12 protein-coding genes are annotated in these 17,864 nt (G+C 32.6%); 1 reads left to right on the top strand and 11 read right to left on the bottom strand.

From position 1 onward, the window contains the following. Positions 1-72: 72 nt before the first annotated feature. Genes infB through rimP form a run of 3 tightly spaced genes read right to left on the bottom strand, consistent with a single transcriptional unit; the run spans position 73 to position 4,751 of the window. On the bottom strand, positions 73-2,961 hold the full coding sequence (infB, locus tag MPF19_RS03195; RefSeq protein ID WP_203394245.1) for a translation initiation factor IF-2: 2,889 nt from the start codon (positions 2,959-2,961) through the stop codon (positions 73-75). 60 nt (positions 2,962-3,021) lie between these two features. Beyond that, positions 3,022-4,278 carry a transcription termination factor NusA gene (gene nusA / locus MPF19_RS03190; RefSeq protein WP_203394244.1) on the bottom strand — a complete coding sequence of 419 codons (1,257 nt, stop codon included), beginning with the start codon at positions 4,276-4,278 and terminating at the stop codon, positions 3,022-3,024. An 11-nt stretch (positions 4,279-4,289) separates the two neighbouring features. Further along, a complete protein-coding gene (gene rimP / locus MPF19_RS03185; protein WP_203394243.1) occupies positions 4,290-4,751 on the bottom strand; it encodes a ribosome assembly cofactor RimP in 462 nt (153 codons plus the stop codon). A gap of 175 nt (positions 4,752-4,926) precedes the next feature. On the opposite strand from rimP, the gene MPF19_RS03180 reads away from it, so the two are divergent. Then, entirely contained in the window at positions 4,927-5,754 is an 828-nt protein-coding gene (locus MPF19_RS03180; protein WP_249986742.1) for a universal stress protein, read from the top strand. A gap of 341 nt (positions 5,755-6,095) precedes the next feature. Here the strand turns inward: MPF19_RS03180 and MPF19_RS03175 are convergent, their stop codons facing one another. The 8 genes from MPF19_RS03175 to MPF19_RS03140 form a co-directional block, all read right to left on the bottom strand. After that, positions 6,096-7,688, bottom strand: a complete 1,593-nt coding sequence (locus MPF19_RS03175) for an NADP-dependent glyceraldehyde-3-phosphate dehydrogenase (protein ID WP_249986741.1) — start codon at positions 7,686-7,688, stop codon at positions 6,096-6,098. Positions 7,689-7,853: 165 nt separating this feature from the next. Then, positions 7,854-9,116 carry a threonine ammonia-lyase IlvA gene (gene ilvA, locus MPF19_RS03170; RefSeq protein ID WP_249986740.1) on the bottom strand — a complete coding sequence of 421 codons (1,263 nt, stop codon included), beginning with the start codon at positions 9,114-9,116 and terminating at the stop codon, positions 7,854-7,856. 138 nt (positions 9,117-9,254) lie between these two features. Continuing rightward, positions 9,255-10,730 (bottom strand): ketol-acid reductoisomerase, encoded by a 1,476-nt coding sequence (gene ilvC, locus MPF19_RS03165; protein WP_203394239.1) that lies wholly within the window; start codon positions 10,728-10,730, stop codon positions 9,255-9,257. 105 nt (positions 10,731-10,835) lie between these two features. After that, positions 10,836-11,366: an acetolactate synthase small subunit gene (ilvN, locus tag MPF19_RS03160; RefSeq protein WP_203394238.1), complete on the bottom strand. Its 531-nt coding sequence runs from the start codon at positions 11,364-11,366 to the stop codon at positions 10,836-10,838. Position 11,367: 1 nt separating this feature from the next. Then, positions 11,368-13,101 carry a biosynthetic-type acetolactate synthase large subunit gene (gene ilvB, locus MPF19_RS03155; RefSeq protein ID WP_249986739.1) on the bottom strand — a complete coding sequence of 578 codons (1,734 nt, stop codon included), beginning with the start codon at positions 13,099-13,101 and terminating at the stop codon, positions 11,368-11,370. Between the two features lie 107 nt (positions 13,102-13,208). Continuing rightward, positions 13,209-14,885 carry a dihydroxy-acid dehydratase gene (ilvD, locus tag MPF19_RS03150; RefSeq protein ID WP_249986738.1) on the bottom strand — a complete coding sequence of 559 codons (1,677 nt, stop codon included), beginning with the start codon at positions 14,883-14,885 and terminating at the stop codon, positions 13,209-13,211. Positions 14,886-15,346: 461 nt separating this feature from the next. Further along, entirely contained in the window at positions 15,347-16,468 is a 1,122-nt protein-coding gene (leuB, locus tag MPF19_RS03145) for a 3-isopropylmalate dehydrogenase (RefSeq protein ID WP_249986737.1), read from the bottom strand. A 98-nt stretch (positions 16,469-16,566) separates the two neighbouring features. Continuing rightward, positions 16,567-17,742: a 2-isopropylmalate synthase gene (locus MPF19_RS03140; RefSeq protein ID WP_203394234.1), complete on the bottom strand. Its 1,176-nt coding sequence runs from the start codon at positions 17,740-17,742 to the stop codon at positions 16,567-16,569. Between the last annotated feature and the right edge of the window lie 122 nt (positions 17,743-17,864).

Genomic DNA, 17,864 nt, shown 5'->3' with positions numbered 1-17,864 from the left:
AATAAGCATAAAAAAAAGATCGAGATTTCAGTATACTGAAATCTCGATCTTATATCTAAGTTTTTGAAATTACTATTTCAACTTCTTCTTAACTGCTACTTCTTTGTAAGCTTCAATTACATCTCCTTCTTCGATATCATTGTAGTTTTTAATTTGAATACCACAATCGAACCCTTTTGTAACTTCTCTAACATCATCTTTAAAACGTTTTAACGCTGTTAAAGTTCCGTCGTGCACTACAATTCCGTCTCTAATAATTCTAATTTGAGAATCTCTCTGAATCTTACCAGACATTACCATACAACCTGCAATGTTACCAACTTTAGATATTTTATAGATTTCTCTAATTTCTACATTACCAGTAACCTCTTCTTTCATTTCCGGAGATAACATTCCTTCCATGGCATCTTTTAAGTCGTTGATAGCTGCATAAATAATAGAATATGTTCTAATATCTACTTCTTCTCTATCTGCTACCACTCTAGCATTTCCTTGCGGACGAACATTAAACCCAACAATAATTGCGTCTGATGCTGATGCTAATAACACATCACTTTCTGTAATGGCTCCAACACCTTTATGTAAAATATTTACTTGAATTTCTTCAGTAGATAATTTTTGGAAAGAATCTGTTAATGCTTCTACAGAACCATCTACATCTCCTTTTAAGATTATGTTTAATTCTTTAAAGTCTCCTAACGCAATTCTACGTCCAATTTCATCTAAGGTTAATGTTTTCTGAGTTCTTACAGATTGCTCTCGTTGTAATTGAGAACGTTTAGAGGCAATTTGTTTTGCTTCTCTTTCATCATCAAATACTACAAACTTGTCTCCAGCTTGTGGCGCTCCGTCTAAACCTAAAATAGATACTGGTGTAGATGGACCTGCAACTTTTAAATTAGTTCCTTTGTCATCAAACATTGCTCTTACTTTACCACTGTGTTTACCTGCTAACAAGTAATCTCCAATTTTTAAAGTTCCGGCTTGTACTAATACCGTAGAAACATATCCTCTACCTTTATCTAATAATGCTTCCACTACTGCACCAACTGCATTTTTATTAGGATTAGCTTTCAATTCTAAAATTTCTGCTTCTAATAAAACTTTCTCTAATAATTCTGGAACACCTGTTCCAAGTTTTGCTGAGATATCTTGAGATTGTATGTTACCACCCCATTCTTCTATCAACAAATTCATTTGAGATAACTGCGTTTTTACATTATCTGGATTCGCATTTGGTTTATCAATCTTATTGATTGCAAATATAATTGGCACTCCTGCAGCTTGCGCATGAGAAATTGCTTCTTTAGTTTGCGGCATCACATCATCATCTGCTGCAACTACAATAATAACTAAATCCGTTACTTGAGCTCCACGTGCACGCATCGCTGTAAACGCCTCGTGACCTGGTGTATCTAAAAATGCTATTTTTTGATCTCCAACTTTTACAGAGTACGCACCAATATGCTGTGTAATTCCTCCGCTTTCGCCTTCAATAACATTTGCTTTTCTAATATAATCTAAAAGTGATGTTTTACCATGATCTACGTGACCCATTACCGTAATAATTGGTGCACGACTTTCTAAATCTTCTGGTTTATCTACTACTTCTTCTATCGATTCTTCTACTTCTGCACCTACAAATTCTACTTTATGGTTAAATTCTTCAGCTACAATAACTAATGTTTCTGCGTCTAAACGCTGATTCATTGTTACCATCATTCCTAAAGACATACATGCAGAAATAATATTTGTTACCGGAACCTCCATCATTGTAGCAACTTCACTTACCGTAACAAATTCTGTTACTTTTAAGATTTTGTTGTCTAATGCTTGAGCTTCTAACTCAGCATCTGAATGTTCTCTATGGGCATCTCTTTTATTTCTACGGTATTTTGCACCTTTTCCTCTAGAAGATTTCCCTTGCAGTTTCTCAAGTGTTTCTCTTACTTGTTTTTGAATTTCTGCTTCAGTTGGTTCTTCTTTCTTAACTGCTGCTGGTCTTGCTGCACCTCGTCCACCTCTATTAAAAGGAGGTCTAGTACCTGTTCTAGCACCACCTCTATTACCTTGACCTGGTCTACTAGGTCTTGCCGTAGCAGAACCTGGCGCTCCTGCTTTAGTTACAATACGCTTACGTTTCTTTTTGTCTGCGTTTGCATCTTTTTTAACTTCAGGTTTCTTTTTCTTAGGTCTTTCAAATTGTTTTAAATCAATTTTCTTACCTGTAAAATTAGGGCCGTCTAATTTCTTATACTGAGTTTTGATAGCTTCTGCATTCTCTGCAGTAACTTCTTCTGCCTTTTCTTCTGTTTTAGAAACGTCTTTTTTCCCTTTTGGTTTTTCACCAACTTTAGAAACTTCTTTTTCTATTTCAGAAACTGTTTTTTTAACCTCTGGTTTTACCACTTTTGGTGTTTCAACAACAGGAGTTTCATCAACAGGTTTTTCTTCCACCTTTGGTGCTTCAGCTTTCGCTTCTACAACTGGGGTTTCTGCTACTTTAGGTTCTTCAGCTTTAGGTTCTGTAACAACCTCTTTGGGCGCTACTTTTACCTTTTCGACTTTTTCTGAAGGTTTTTTACCAATATTATCAATATCGATTTTACCTACAGTTTTAAGTTCTAATTTATCTGCCTTGGCTTTTAAAACCACTTCCTTTTTAGCTTCTTCCTTTTTAGTTTCTTCCGCTTTTTTCTTCTCTAACTTAGCTTCATGTTCTAAACGAATAGCTTCTTTCTCCTTACGTTTTTCTTCTCCAACTTCTTTAGATGCAGCTTTCTTATTTGCATCTTTTTCAAAGCCATCAAGTAAAACCTGATAGACGTCACCCGTAATTTTAGTGGTTGGTCTCGATTCAATTTCGTGACCCTTACCTGCTAAATATTCGACTGCTCTATCAAGAGAAATATTTAATTCTCTTAAAACTTTATTAAGCCTCATTGTTTTGCCTACAGACATATATTCTTTTTAACTTTATACTTGTAAAAATATACTTTTTACGTTACTTCTATACTATACTTAGTCCTCAAATTCTTCTTTCAAGATTCTTTGAACGTCCATAATTGTTTCTTCTTCTAAATCGGTTCTTTTTACCAACTCTGCAACACTAGTTTCTAGTACGCTTCTTGCAGTATCTAAACCAATTTTTTTGAATTCTACAATAACCCAATCTTCAATTTCATCTCCAAATTCTGTTAACTCTACGTCTTCTTCTTCTAGACCTTCTCTCTTAACGTCTATTTCGTAACCTGTTAACTCACTTGCTAAACGAATATTTACACCACCTCTACCAATAGCTTTAGAAACTTCTTCTGGTTTTAATAAAACGCTTACACGTCCTTTTTTACCGTTTCGTTCTTCTTCAAACATTTCTATTTCCATTGAAGTCACTTTTGCAGGACTTAATGCTCTTGAAATAAATAACTGTTCGTTTTTGGTATAGTTAATAACATCTATATTCTCGTTCCCTAATTCACGTACAATTCCATGAATTCTTGAACCTTTAACACCAACACAAGCTCCAACAGGGTCTATTCTATCATCATAAGAATCTACCGCTACTTTTGCTTTTTCTCCTGGTATTCTTGCAACTCCTTCAACTGTAATTAAACCGTCAAACACTTCTGGAATTTCTTGTTCAAACAATTTATTTAAGAAAACAGGCGATGTTCTAGATAAGATAATCGCTGGTTTATTTCCTCTTAATTCTACTGTTTTAATAATTCCTTTTACAGAATCTCCTTTTCTAAAGAAATCTGAACGAATTTGCTCACTTTTTGGTAATACAATTTCATTACCATCATCATCTAACAAAATAATTGCATTGTGGCGAATGTGATGCACTTCTGCCGTATATAATTCGCCTTCTAATTCTTTAAATTGTTTAAAGATGTTTGTACTATCGTGTTCGTAAATTTTAGAAATTAAGTTCTGACGTAATGCTAAAATAGCTCTTCTTCCTAAATCTATCAACTTCACTTCTTCAGATACATCTTCACCAATTTCAAAATCTGGCTCAATTAATCTTGCTTCCGCTAATTCAATTTCTTCATTATCATCTTCAGAAAAACCATCTGCAACAACAACTCTATTTCTCCAAATTTCTAAATCTCCTTTATCTGGATTAATAATAATATCAAAATTATCATCTGAACCAAATTTACGTTTTAAGGCAGCTCTAAAAACTTCTTCTAAAATAGACATTAATGTTACTCTGTCTATACTCTTGTTATCTTTAAATTCTGAAAACGAATCAATTAATGCTATATTCTCCATTACATTTTTGCTTAAAATACAATCTTCACTTTTGCTTCTCTAATATCCTCATAAGCTAAAGTTACTGTTTTTGTTACAGTTACTTTCCCTTTACCTATGGGCTTTGGTTCTCTTGCTTTCCAATTTAAAACAATTTTATCTTCATCTGCTTCTACTAAAGTGCCTTCAAATTCTTCTTCTGAAGTTTTTACTTTAAGTATTCTACTAATGTTTTTAATATATTGTCTTTTTATTTTTAATGGATGCGATATGTCTGGTGTAGAAACTTCTAAAGAAAAATCTTCTTCTTCTCTATCAAAATTATTATCTACACTTCTACTAATTCTAATGCATTCACTTAAAGGAACACCATTATCACCATCTACTGTAACCTGAATTTTGTTGTTTTCTGAGATAGATAAATCAATCAAATATAACGACTCATTAAGTGCCAGTGCTTCTTCTACTAAATCTTTTACCTTGGTTTGGTCCATTTTAAATCCTAAAATAAAATATAAAAAGAGGGGACTCTTTAGTCCCCTTCCTTCTCCATTTATTGTAAATTTCGGTGCAAATATACTAAATGTTTGGGATTTACCAAACTAAGTTTAAGTCAATTATTTTTTGTAACTTTATATACAACCATATTAACCTCTAATTTTTTGAATTATGAAAAAAATTTTAGTCCCTATAGATTTCTCAAAAACATCTGAATATGCATCAAAAATGGCTGCAAAAATTGCAAAAAAAACAAACGCCACCATCTACCTTATTCACCTAATTGAACTTCCTAAAGGCATTACTGATATGGCAGCTGGAAGTAAATTTAGCATTCCAGAAAGCATGCTTTATTTAAGAAAAGTTAGAGAAAAAGTATTAGAGTTTAAAGAAAATTTCTTCGACAAAGACACTCGTGTTGAATACTTTATAAAACTAAATAATCCTTTTGAAGGAATTAAAAAATATGCGAATAAGATTGATGCAGACCTAATAATAATGGGCTCTAAAGGTCATTCTGAATTTGAAGAAATATTGATTGGATCAAACACTGAAAAAATAGTAAGAACTTCTAAGATACCCGTAATAGTTGTCAAAAAAGATAGCAATAAATTTAAATTAAAAAATTTAGTTTTCGCCTCAAATTTTAAAGAAGAAAATAAAGAGGTATTTAGTAAGTTTATTGATTTTGCTACTATTTTTGACAGTAAAATTCATTTACTAAAGATAAATACTCCCGCGAACTTTCAAGGAACTTCAGAAGCAAAACACAAAATAAAAGACTTTATTTCTGATTTTAATTTACCAAAACACAAAATAAACGTCTACAGTGATGTTTCTGTAGAAAAAGGAATCTTGAATTTCTCTAAGGATATTAATGCAGATTTAATTGCTTTAAGCACACATGGCAGGAGTGGTTTAGCACATTTTTTTACAGGAAGTGTTACCAAAAATCTAACTAAAAATGCTTTAAAACCAATGTTTACTATTAAGGTTTAGAATTTTACAGATATCTTTTAAAAATAACGAAAACTATTAAAAATCACATAATGCATCTGATTTAAGTATACTAAAAAGTAGATTAGAATCTAAAGAAATCAAACACTCTTACTAAATGAGTTTACAACTCAATTTATACCACATATGCCGTCATTTGAAGTTTAACTCCAAGTTTTTGATTCCCGTATAGAAAAGAAAATGTTAAAGAAATTTTGACAGAGATTAATCAAGCTTAAAACATGCAATAGTTATCTTATTTTAATAACCTTTAAAATAGTCTTATTTAAAATCAAAAAGACCTCCAAAAATGGAGGTCTTTTTATTATGGATAACTTATTTTTTTATAAAATATAATCTGTATTGATAAAATTAGACGCTTTTTTATCTAATAATTCTTCTAAAATAGCATTATTATAAGATGTATCTTTAGACGCTAAAAATGTTCTAATAGAAAAAGATCGCAAAGCATCATGCACACTTAAAGTTGATACTGCAGAATCTTTTCTTCCTGTAAACGGATATACATCTGGCCCACGTTGGGCAGCACTATTTAAGTTTACTCTACAAACTAAGTTTACCAACGTATCAATTAAAGGCGCCAAAGTTTTTACCTCGCTACCAAAAACGCTTACTTGTTGTCCGTAGTTAGATTCTGCCATATCATCTAAAGGCTCTTGAATATTTTTAAAAGACACAATAGGCGTTACAGGCCCAAATTGCTCTTCTTGAAACACTCTCATATCTTTAGATACAGGATATAAAACGGATGGAAAAATATAATTTTCAGAAGTTCTACCTCCTTTTTTATTAATTACTTTTGCTCCTTTTGCAACAGCATCATCAATTAATTCTTGAATATATGCTGGTTTTTCTGGTTCTGGCAAAGGTGTTAATTTCACACCGTCTTCCCAAGGATTTCCAAATTTTAAAGCATCTACTCTTTTCGCAAATCGTTTGTTAAATTTATCTACAATATGTTCATGAACATACATTATTTTTAATGCTGTACAACGCTGTCCGTTAAAAGAAGTTGCCCCAGAAAGGCATTCATCTATTGCCAAATCTAAATCTGCATCTGGCAATACTATTGCAGGGTTTTTAGCTTCTAAACCAAGAACTAAACGTAATCTATTTTTAAATGGATGATTTGCTTGAATTGCATTTGCAGATTTACTGTTACCTATTAAAGCCAATATATCTACTTTACCGGTTTTCATAATAGGAGTTGCTAAAACACGCCCTCTACCATAAATTACATTTACCACGCCTTCTGGAAAACTATTTTGAAACGCCTCTAATAATGGCGACAATAGTAAAACTCCATGTTTTGCAGGTTTAAAAACCGCTGTGTTCCCCATAATTAAAGCAGGAATTAACAACGCAAACGTTTCATTTAAAGGATAATTATAAGGACCTAAACACAAAACTACACCTAAAGGACCACGTCTAATATGCGCATGCACGCCACTATGTTTTTCAAACTTAGCAGAATCTCTATCCATTTGCTTGTAGTCTTCAATAGTATCGTAAATATATTCTATGGTTCTATCAAATTCTTTTTCAGAATCTGGTAATGCTTTACCTATTTCCCACATTAATAGTTTTACAACCTCATCTCGTTTGGTTTTCATTTGCTCTGCAAACTCCTCCATACATTCAATTCTATCTGCAACTCGCATTGTTGGCCATAAACCTTGACCTTTATCATAAGCTCTATAGGCAGAATTTAACGCCTCTAAACCTTCTTCTCCTGTTAAGTTTGGTACCGTACCTAATAACGTTGGTTTGTATTCTTTAGTTGATGAAATAGTAGAATACACCTCTGTAGTTTCACCCTTCCATTCTTTTAACTCTCCACTAACTAAATATGTTTTTTGATGTAAAAGTGAAGTGATTTTATATGCTTCTGGAATTTCTGTAAATTGTTTCTTCATGAATTGTTTTTATAAATTATAGAAATAATAATAATTCGACAATAAATAAACTATTATTTATTATCCAAAATTAACTAAAAATAACTGTAAACTATCTCATTTATTATTTTAAACACGAAATGGTTTTCGAGGTTTAAATAGAAAGCGTTCTCCTTTGTTGCGACCTTATACCAAAAACTGAAACAAATCTGGCTTATCATTTAGATAATCACCAAAGAAATTATTTTCTTTCATCCTTTGAATCAAAGGTGCTAAATCTTTAGAAGATTTCAACTCTAAACCAACAACAGCAGATCCATTTGCTCTGTTATTCTTTTTGGTATATTCAAAATGTGTAATATCATCATTCGGACCCAAAATCTCTACAACAAACTCTTTTAGAGATCCTGCTCTTTGTGGGAATTTTACAATAAAATAATGCTTTAAGTCGGCATACAATAAAGCACGTTCTTTAATTTCTGGAGTTCTCGTAATGTCATTATTACTTCCACTCACCACACATACCACGTTTTTACCTTTAATTTTATCTGCATAAAAATCTAACGCAGTAATACTCAATGCGCCTGCAGGCTCAACAACAATGGCATCTTTATTATAAAGATCTAAAATGGTTTGGCAAATCTTCCCTTCAGGAACTGTAATTACTTCCGTTAAATTTTGCTTACAAATCTCAAAATTTAAATCACCCACCCTTTTTACAGCTGCACCATCTACAAAAGAGTCAATTGTTTGTAAAGTGGTGTTTTTTTTATTCTTTAGAGACGTTAGCATAGAAGCCGCTCCTTCTGGTTCTACTCCAATTATTTTGGTTTCTGGTGATAGGTATTTGAATACTGATGACAATCCTGCAGACAAACCGCCGCCGCCGATAGGCACAAAAACATAATCTATTTTCTCTTTAGTTTGGTTTAAAATTTCTAAACCAACCGTTGCTTGGCCTTCTATTACTTTTTCATCATTAAAAGGATGAATAAAAGTTTTATTTTTAGAATCACATTCTAATTTTGCAGCATCAGAAGCATCATCAAAAGTATCACCTTCTATTACAATTTCAATAAAATCTTCACCAAACATTTTTACTTGGTTAATTTTTTGATTTGGCGTTGGAGATGGCATAAAAATAGTTCCTTTTACCTGTAATAATTTACAAGACAAAGCAACTCCTTGCGCGTGATTACCGGCGCTTGCACAAACAATTCCTCTTTGTTTTTCATCCGAAGTTAAAGAAGACATTTTATTATACGCTCCCCTAATTTTATAAGAACGCACTACTTGTAAATCTTCTCTTTTAAATAGAATTGTAGCTTCTAATTCTTTAGAGAGACTAAAGTTTTTGCTCAACGGAGTTTCAAAAGCAACACCTTTTAAGTTTTCAGAAGCTTCTTTTACGCTTTCTAAACTTGGGTAATAAATATGATTTGTTTGCATTGGTCAAATGTAAAAAGAAAACCCGTCAGATTATGAAATCTGACGGGTTTTTTTAACACCTTTTTTGAGGGAAATAGTGCTTTATAGAAATCCTTAAATATATATCTTAAAGGATCCTTTATAATAAAACCAACTTTATTAAGCCGTTTTAACAACTTTCATTGCTGTCATAGAAGCTCTTAATTTTGCTCCTACTATTTCTACTGGATGATTTCTAATAATAGCGTTAATTCTAATTAACTCTTGGTTATCAACTCCATTTTCTGAGCTAAAAGATTTACCAATAATATTAGTTTTTACATCTTTCATAAAATCTGTTAATAAAGGCTTACAAGCATGGTCAAATAAATAACAACCATATTCTGCAGTATCAGAAATTACACGATTCATTTCTGCCAATTTCATTCTTGCAATTGTATTTGCAATTAATGGCGTTTCATGTAAAGACTCGTAATAAGCAGAAGCAGCAATAATACCAGATTCTGTCATTGCTTCGAAAGCCAACTCTACACCAGCTCTTACAAAAGCAACTAATAAAGTTCCGTGATCAAAGTATTCTTGTTCGGGAATTTCATCTGTTGTGATTACTTGTTTTTCAAAAGCAGTTTCTCCTGTTGCAGCTCTCCAAGTTAATAAGTTTTTATCATCATTAGCCCAATCTTCCATCATGGTAGCAGAGAAATGACCTGTCATAATATCATCCATATGTTTTTGGAACAATGGACGCATAATGTCTTTTAATTCTTCAGATAATCTAAAAGCTTCTACTTTTGCAGGATTAGACAATCTGTCCATCATATTGGTAATTCCACCATGCTTTAAAGCTTCCGTTACAGTTTCCCAACCATATTGAATTAATTTACCCGCATACGCTGGTTCAATTCCTTCTTCAACCATTTTATCAAAAGATAAAATTGCTCCTGTTTGTAACAAACCACATAAAATAGTTTGTTCTCCCATTAAATCAGATTTTACCTCAGCAACAAAAGAAGATTGTAAAACTCCTGCTTTATGACCTCCTGTTGCAACTGCATACGCCTTTGCTTCTGCCCAACCTTTTCCTTGTGGATCATTTTCTGGGTGAACCGCAATTAAAGTTGGTACTCCAAATCCTCTTTTATACTCTTCTCTAACTTCAGAACCTGGAGACTTAGGCGCCACCATAATTACAGTTAAATCTTTACGAACTTGCATCCCTTCTTCAACGATATTAAAACCGTGAGAGTAAGATAATGTAGCTCCTTTTTTCATTAATGGCATTACTGCATTTACAACATTTGTATGTTGTTTATCTGGCGTTAAATTAATTACCACGTCTGCACTTGGTAACATTTCTTCATAACTACCAACTTCAAAATTATTTGAAGATGCATTTATATAAGACTGTCTCTTTTGATCGATAGCAGCCTGTCTTAAAGTATAAGAAATATCTAAACCTGATTCCCTCATATTTAAACCTTGGTTTAAACCTTGTGCTCCACAACCTACAATAACAATTTTCTTCCCTTTCAATGCTTCTACTCCGTCTTCAAATTCTGAAGCGTCCATAAAACGACATTTTCCTAATTGTTCTAATTTTTCTCTTAATGTTAATGTGTTAAAATAATTTGACATTTTTATTGTTTTTGTTTGTTGATTAAAGCAAAGATAAAAGAGAACAGAATAACGTTTTAAACACCTTCTTTCTATTCTCTAAAATCTATACTCTTTTATCTTTATTTAGTTGTTGTATGTTTCTAGTAATGCTGATATTTTCATTTCGTCTTTAGTAACAGCAATACGACCTGAACGGGTAAATTGCATAATACCAAAAACACTTAATTCTTTGTATAATAAATCAATTTCTTCTTTTTTTCCTGATTTTTCAATTACAAAAAACTCTTTATTTACAGTAACTATTCTTGAGTTACTATCTTTAATAATGTTTTGAATTTGGCGTTCATCAAATAATAAATTAGATTTCACCTTAAACATGCAAGATTCTTGATAAATAGTATCATCATCCTTATGATAATACGCCTTAATAACCTCTACTTGTTTTTCTATCTGACCAATAATTTTTTTCATATTTACTTCTGTCATATTCACAACAATAGTAAATCTAGAAACACCTTCAATTTCTGACGGAGAAGTATTTAAACTCTCTATGTTTATATGTCTTCTTTGGAAAATGGCTGAAATTCTATTCAACAATCCAATATTATTTTCAGTATAAATTGATACTGTATATAGTTGTTTATCTTCACTCATCTTATTCTAGTCTTATATCTGATACACTTGCTCCTGTAGGAATCATAGGAAAAACATTTCCTTCTTTTTCTACACAAACTTCTAAAAAGTACGCCTCTTTACTCGCCATCATTTCTGCAACAGCGTCGGCTAATTCTTCTCGCTTAGTAACCTTCTTTGCTTTTATATAATACCCTTCTGCAATAGCAACAAAATTTGGATTTACCATTTCTGTTGATGCATAACGTTTGTCAAAAAACAATTGTTGCCACTGGCGTACCATTCCTAAGAAATCATTATTTAACACGACTACTTTTAATGCTATTTTTTGCTGAAATATAGTTCCTAATTCTTGAATTGTCATTTGGTAACCACCATCACCAGAAATAGAAACAACATCTCTTTCTGGAGCCGCCATTTTAGCTCCAATTGCCGCTGGCAAACCAAAGCCCATAGTACCTAAACCTCCAGAAGTAATATTACTTTTGGTTTGGTTGAATTCTGCATACCTACAAGCAATCATTTGGTGTTGACCAACATCACTTACAATTGCTGCATTTCCTTTACTCTGAATGTTGATTTCTTTTAAAACCTCACCCATTGTCAATCCTTCTTTCGTTGGATGAATATCATCTTTAATTACTTTTTCATACTCAATAGCATATAAATCTGCAAATTTTTGACGCCATTCTGGATGTTTATTTTCGTTTAACATTGGTAACAATAACGCTAAGCTTGCTTTTGCATCACCTAAAACTGCTACATCTGTTTTTACGTTTTTATCTATTTCTGCTGGATCAATTTCAAAGTGAATTACTTTGGCTTGTTTGGCATAGGTATTTAAACTTCCCGTAACACGATCATCAAAACGCATACCAATTGCAATTAATACATCACATTCGTTTGTTAATACATTTGGTGCATAATTACCATGCATACCAACCATACCAACATTTAATGGATGTGAAGTAGGAATTGCAGAAGCACCTAAGATTGTCCAAGCAGATGGAATACCTGCTTTTTCAATTACGGCTTTAAACGCTTCTTCTGCTTCACTTAAAATTACTCCTTGTCCCCAAACTACTAATGGCTTTTTTGCAGCATTAATTAATTTTGCAGCAGCCTCTATTGATGAAACATCTATTTTTGGTAACGGAAAATAACTTCTAACTTTTGTGCATTTTTCATACGAAAAATCGAACATTTCTTGTTGTGCATCTTTAGTAATATCTACTAAAACAGGTCCTGGTCTTCCGCTTTTTGCGATGTAAAAAGCTTTTGCGATTGCCTCAGGAATTTGAGATGCTTTGGTAACCTGACAATTCCATTTTGTAACCGGAGTTGAAATACCAACAATATCTGTTTCCTGAAATGCATCACTTCCTAATAACTTAGAAAAAACTTGCCCTGTAATACACACCATTGGGGTAGAATCTATTTGAGCATCTGCAATACCAGTAATTAAATTGGTTGCTCCCGGACCAGAAGTTGCAATACACACACCTACTTTACCAGAAATTCTTGCAAATCCTTGTGCAGAATGCGTTGCACCTTGCTCATGACGTGTTAAAACGTGATGAATTTTATCTTGATACTTATATAACTCATCATAAACTGGCATAATTGCTCCACCAGGATATCCATAAATTATTTTTGTATCTTCTGCAATTAAGCATCTAACGATTGCTTCGCTACCAGAAATCCTTTCTGTAACTTTTGCTGTGGTTTGTGTATTTTTTATGGTTTGTGTATCCATATATTTTATTTTTAGAAAAGAGAATATAGAGGAGAGAATAAATACTTCTCACTCTTACCCTTATTTCTTGTCTCTTTTTAAATCTTATTTCTTGATTTTATTTAAAACTACAAATCGGTAACACACCCTTTAGATGCCGATGCTACTGATTTTGCATATTTGTATAAAATTCCTTTTTTGTGCTTTAATGCTGGTGCAACCCAATTTGCTTTTCTTGCTGCTAATTCTTCATCAGAAAGTAATACGTTTATCGAATTGTCTTCTGCACTAATTCTAATTTTATCACCTGTTTCAAGAATTCCGATAGTTCCTCCTTCTTGTCCTTCTGGTGTAATATGTCCAACCACAAAACCATGGGTTCCTCCAGAAAAACGACCATCTGTAATTAAAGCAACAGATTTTCCTAAACCTGCTCCCATAATTAAAGAAGTTGGTTTTAACATTTCTGGCATACCTGGTCCTCCTTTAGGTCCAACATACCTAATGACGACAACATCTCCTCTTTCTACTTCTCCGTTTATAATTCCGGTATTTGCTGCTTGTTCTCCATCATAAACTACTGCTTTTCCTTCAAAAAGCAACCCTTCGTTTCCAGAAATTTTTGCTACAGCTCCTTCTTGAGCTAAGTTTCCATACAAGATTTGTAAGTTACCAGAAGATTTTAATGCTTTATCTGTTGGATGAATCACATCTTGTTCATCAAATTCCATTGCTACTACATCGGCCAAGTTTTCCGCTAATGTTTTACCAGTAACTGTCATACAATCTCCATGTAAATAACCTCTATCTAATAAGTATTTCATTATTGCAGGTGTACCACCAATACTATGTACATCTTCCATTAAATATTTTCCAGATGGTTTTAAATCTGCTATTAACGGAGTTCTATCACTTACTTTTTGAAAATCTGCTAATGTAAACTCAATATCAGCTGCGTGTGCAATTGCTAAAAAGTGCAATACTGCATTAGTAGACCCACCTAAAGCATTTACCAATGCAATTGCATTTTCTAAAGACTTTTTAGTAATAATATCTAAAGGTTTTAAATCTAACTCTAATAAATTTTTAATTGCCAAAGCAGTTCTTTCTGCTTCAGATAATTTATTAGGATTTTCTGCTGGTATTGATGAATTATAAGGTAATGAGAATCCCATACACTCTATTGCAGAAGCCATTGTGTTTGCAGTATACATACCACCACAAGCTCCAGCTCCTGGAATTGCTCTTTTTATAATTTCTCTATATTCTTCTTCTTCTATCTCTCCAGCCATTTTTTGACCTAAAGCTTCAAAAGCAGAAACAATATTTAATTTTTTTCCTTTGTAATTTCCTGATGCAATTGTACCACCATACATCATTATAGATGGACGGTTTAAACGCAACATTGCAATTACTGCTCCTGGCATGTTTTTATCACAACCAACCACAGAAACCAATGCATCATAACTTTGAGCATTCATTACTGTTTCTATAGAGTCTGCAATGATATCTCTAGATGCTAGTGAGTAATTCATACCCGAAGTACCCATAGAAATACCATCTGAAACACCAATTGTATTGAATCCTAAACCGACTAAACCTGCAATATTGCTTTCTACCTTGACCTCTGCGGCCAAATTATTTAAATGCATATTACAAGGGTTACCATCATAACCAGTACTTGCAATACCAACTTGCGCTTTCTGCATGTCTTCATCCGTTAAACCTACTGCATACAACATTGCTTGTGATGCAGGTTGAGATTCGTCTTGTGTTAATCTGCTACTGTGTTTATTTAGTTTCATTTAATGTTTTCTTCAATTTGTTGTCTAAATTACTATGTTTCTGTATTTTTATTGAATAATATTCAATTATATTCTTTAAATCCATGTATTAAAAAAACACTTCAAACAACTGATTAACAATTATTTAACCGTTTTTTAATATGACATTCAATCTTTAAAATAAATTCATAAAAAAACCTTCCATTTTAATGGAAGGTTCGTTTATAAAAAATATAAATATCACTTCCTTATCAATTCGTAATAATTACGATAACATTGACAATAGAAATACTATTTAATAATTGTTTTTTCATTGGTGTAAATATTGCGATTTTTCCTTTAATACACAACTACTATTTTTTTTTAGTTATTGTTAGCAAACTGGTCTAGCCCAGATTGAAACCTTTCGACTACGCTCAAGACAGGCTCTATCCTTTTTGCTTTTTCTGCAAAAAGATACAGTGGAAAGCTGGAAATAACTTCTAAATAATAGTACTTTGCCCCATGTGAATGTTCTTAAAATTCATATTACTATCTTCTTGATTTGATATATAATCTGCAATAAAATCACCTACTTTAGCAGTGGACGCTGAATATTGGTTTTTACCTTTTAAATCTTGTGTTGTAATACCTAAATCTAAAGATTTTTCTACGGCTCTATGTATTGCATCTGCCTCATCTTGCAAACCTAAATGTTCTAATAGCATTGCTGCTGATAAAATAGAGGCTAATGGATTGGCTATATCTTTGCCTGCTGCTTGTGGATAAGAACCGTGAATTGGCTCGAATAACGCATTTTTTTCTCCTATTGAGCTTGAAGCTAGAATTCCTATTGATCCTCCAATTACACAGGCTACGTCTGAGATAACGTCTCCAAAAAGATTTTCTGTTAAAATAACATCGAATCGTTTAGGATTCAAAACAATTTGCATTGCTGCATTGTCTATAAACATAAAATCTAAGGCAACATCTGGATATTGCTCTCCAATTTTTGCAACTGTTTTTCTCCATAAACGAGAAGTTGCTAAAACATTTGCTTTATCTATTAAGGTTACTTTTTTCTTTCTGTCTTGCGCAGCTTTAAAAGCTAAGTGTGTAATTCTAGAAATTTCATCTACCGTATAAGAACAAACGTCTGATGCTTTTAAACCATCTTCACTTAGTTCTTTTTTTCCGAAATAAATACCAGACATTAATTCTCTATAAATAAGAATATCTGTACCCGAAATTATTTCTTTTTTAAGAGGTGAGTTTTTAAGTAATTTAGGATATGCTTTTACAGGTCTTACGTTACAGAACAATTCTAACTCTTGTCTTAAACGCAATAAACCTTGCTCTGGTCTTATTTTTAAAGTCGGGTCATTATCGTACTTTAACTGTCCAATGGCTCCACATAAAATTGCATCTGCATTTTTACAAATTTCTACGGTTTCTTGTGGTAATGGATCGCCAGTTTTTTCAATAGCACAAGCGCCCATTTGAGCTTCTTTATATAAAAATATATGATCGTAAACTTCTGCTACAGCGTCTAAGGCTTTTTTTGCTTGCGTGGTTACTTCTGGTCCAATACCATCTCCGGGGATTACTGCGATTGTATATTTCATACTATACTTATAAAAATTATTCTGTTTATCAAAGGTAGTTGATTATTTTAAATAGTTGGCTTAAAATTCACAACTACCCCTGAAGACAAAGTTTATTTTTATGCTGTTGCTATTTTAGAAGTTTTGTTAACTTCTGTCATAATAGCATGAATATCATCGTCTTTTACTTCTTTTTGCTTATCTGCAGTATTTAAAAATGCGTCATAAGCTATATCTAACTGTACTTTAGTTAACTCGTAACCAATCTTTTTTGCTCTATAAGCCAAAGCTGCTCTACCACTTCTTGCTGTTAAAACAATAGCACTTTCTGTTACACCAACATCTTCAGGATCCATAATTTCGTATGTTTCTCTGTTTTTTATAACTCCGTCTTGATGTATACCTGAACTGTGCGCAAATGCATTTGCACCAACAATAGCTTTATTTGGTTGCACAGGCATTCCCATACTTTCTCTAACCATAATACTTGTATCATACAATAGTTTTGTATTAATACTTGTTTCTAAGTTTAAATATGGATGCTGTTTTAACACCATAACTACTTCTTCTAAAGCTGTATTTCCTGCTCTTTCTCCAATGCCATTAATAGTACACTCTATTTGACGTGCTCCATTAATTACACCTGCTATTGAATTTGCAGTTGCCATACCTAAATCGTTATGACAGTGGCAAGAAAGAATTACATTATCTATTCCTTTTACGTTTTCACGTAAATATTTAATTTTTGCACCATATTCTTCTGGCAAACAATATCCTGTTGTATCTGGAATATTTAAAACTGTAGCACCTGCTTTAATAACAGCTTCACAAACTCTTGCTAAAAACTCATTATCTGTTCTACCTGCATCTTCTGCATAAAACTCAACATCCTCTACAAAAGATTTAGAATAAGAAACCGCTTTTACAGCACGCTCTATTACTTTTTCTCTTGTTGAATTAAATTTGAATTGAATATGAGAATCACTGGTACCAATACCAGTATGAATTCTAGGATGGTTTGCAAACTTTAAAGCTTCTGCTGCTACTTTTATATCATTTTCTACCGCTCTGGTTAAACCACAAACGGTTGCGTTTTTTACAATTTTTGAAATCTCGGTGACTGAAATAAAATCTCCTGGGCTAGAAACCGGAAAACCAGCTTCAATTACATTTACACCCAACAAATCTAATCTTTCAGCAATTACCAATTTTTGTTTTGTATCTAACTTACACCCAGGGACTTGCTCCCCATCTCTCAATGTTGTATCAAAAATTTGAACCTTGTTGTCTTGCATAATTTCTGTAAAGATTATTTTATTTAAACTCAAATGTATATATAGAACTTAAAATAAATAGTTATTTTTACCAATCCGTACGATTTCTAATAACATCTACAAAAACCTAAATACTTAACCAT

This window comes from Polaribacter sp. Z014 (genome assembly GCF_023555435.1).
Classification (GTDB): Bacteria; Bacteroidota; Bacteroidia; order Flavobacteriales; family Flavobacteriaceae; genus Polaribacter.
This window is presented reverse-complemented; position numbering and strand designations above follow the sequence as displayed.

Bases quoted from the DNA above. Each gene is read 5' to 3' on its own strand.
- ilvB (WP_249986739.1), bottom strand. From the start codon at position 13,101: ATGGATACACAAACCATAAAAAATACACAAACCACAGCAAAAGTTACA.
- ilvC (WP_203394239.1), bottom strand. From the start codon at position 10,730: ATGTCAAATTATTTTAACACATTAACATTAAGAGAAAAATTAGAACAA.
- nusA (WP_203394244.1), bottom strand. From the start codon at position 4,278: ATGGAGAATATAGCATTAATTGATTCGTTTTCAGAATTTAAAGATAAC.
- MPF19_RS03175 (WP_249986741.1), bottom strand. From the start codon at position 7,688: ATGAAGAAACAATTTACAGAAATTCCAGAAGCATATAAAATCACTTCA.
- infB (WP_203394245.1), bottom strand. From the start codon at position 2,961: ATGTCTGTAGGCAAAACAATGAGGCTTAATAAAGTTTTAAGAGAATTA.
- ilvD (WP_249986738.1), bottom strand. From the start codon at position 14,885: ATGAAACTAAATAAACACAGTAGCAGATTAACACAAGACGAATCTCAA.
- ilvA (WP_249986740.1), bottom strand. From the start codon at position 9,116: ATGCAAACAAATCATATTTATTACCCAAGTTTAGAAAGCGTAAAAGAA.
- MPF19_RS03180 (WP_249986742.1), top strand. From the start codon at position 4,927: ATGAAAAAAATTTTAGTCCCTATAGATTTCTCAAAAACATCTGAATAT.
- rimP (WP_203394243.1), bottom strand. From the start codon at position 4,751: ATGGACCAAACCAAGGTAAAAGATTTAGTAGAAGAAGCACTGGCACTT.
- ilvN (WP_203394238.1), bottom strand. From the start codon at position 11,366: ATGAGTGAAGATAAACAACTATATACAGTATCAATTTATACTGAAAAT.
- MPF19_RS03140 (WP_203394234.1), bottom strand. From the start codon at position 17,742: ATGCAAGACAACAAGGTTCAAATTTTTGATACAACATTGAGAGATGGG.
- leuB (WP_249986737.1), bottom strand. From the start codon at position 16,468: ATGAAATATACAATCGCAGTAATCCCCGGAGATGGTATTGGACCAGAA.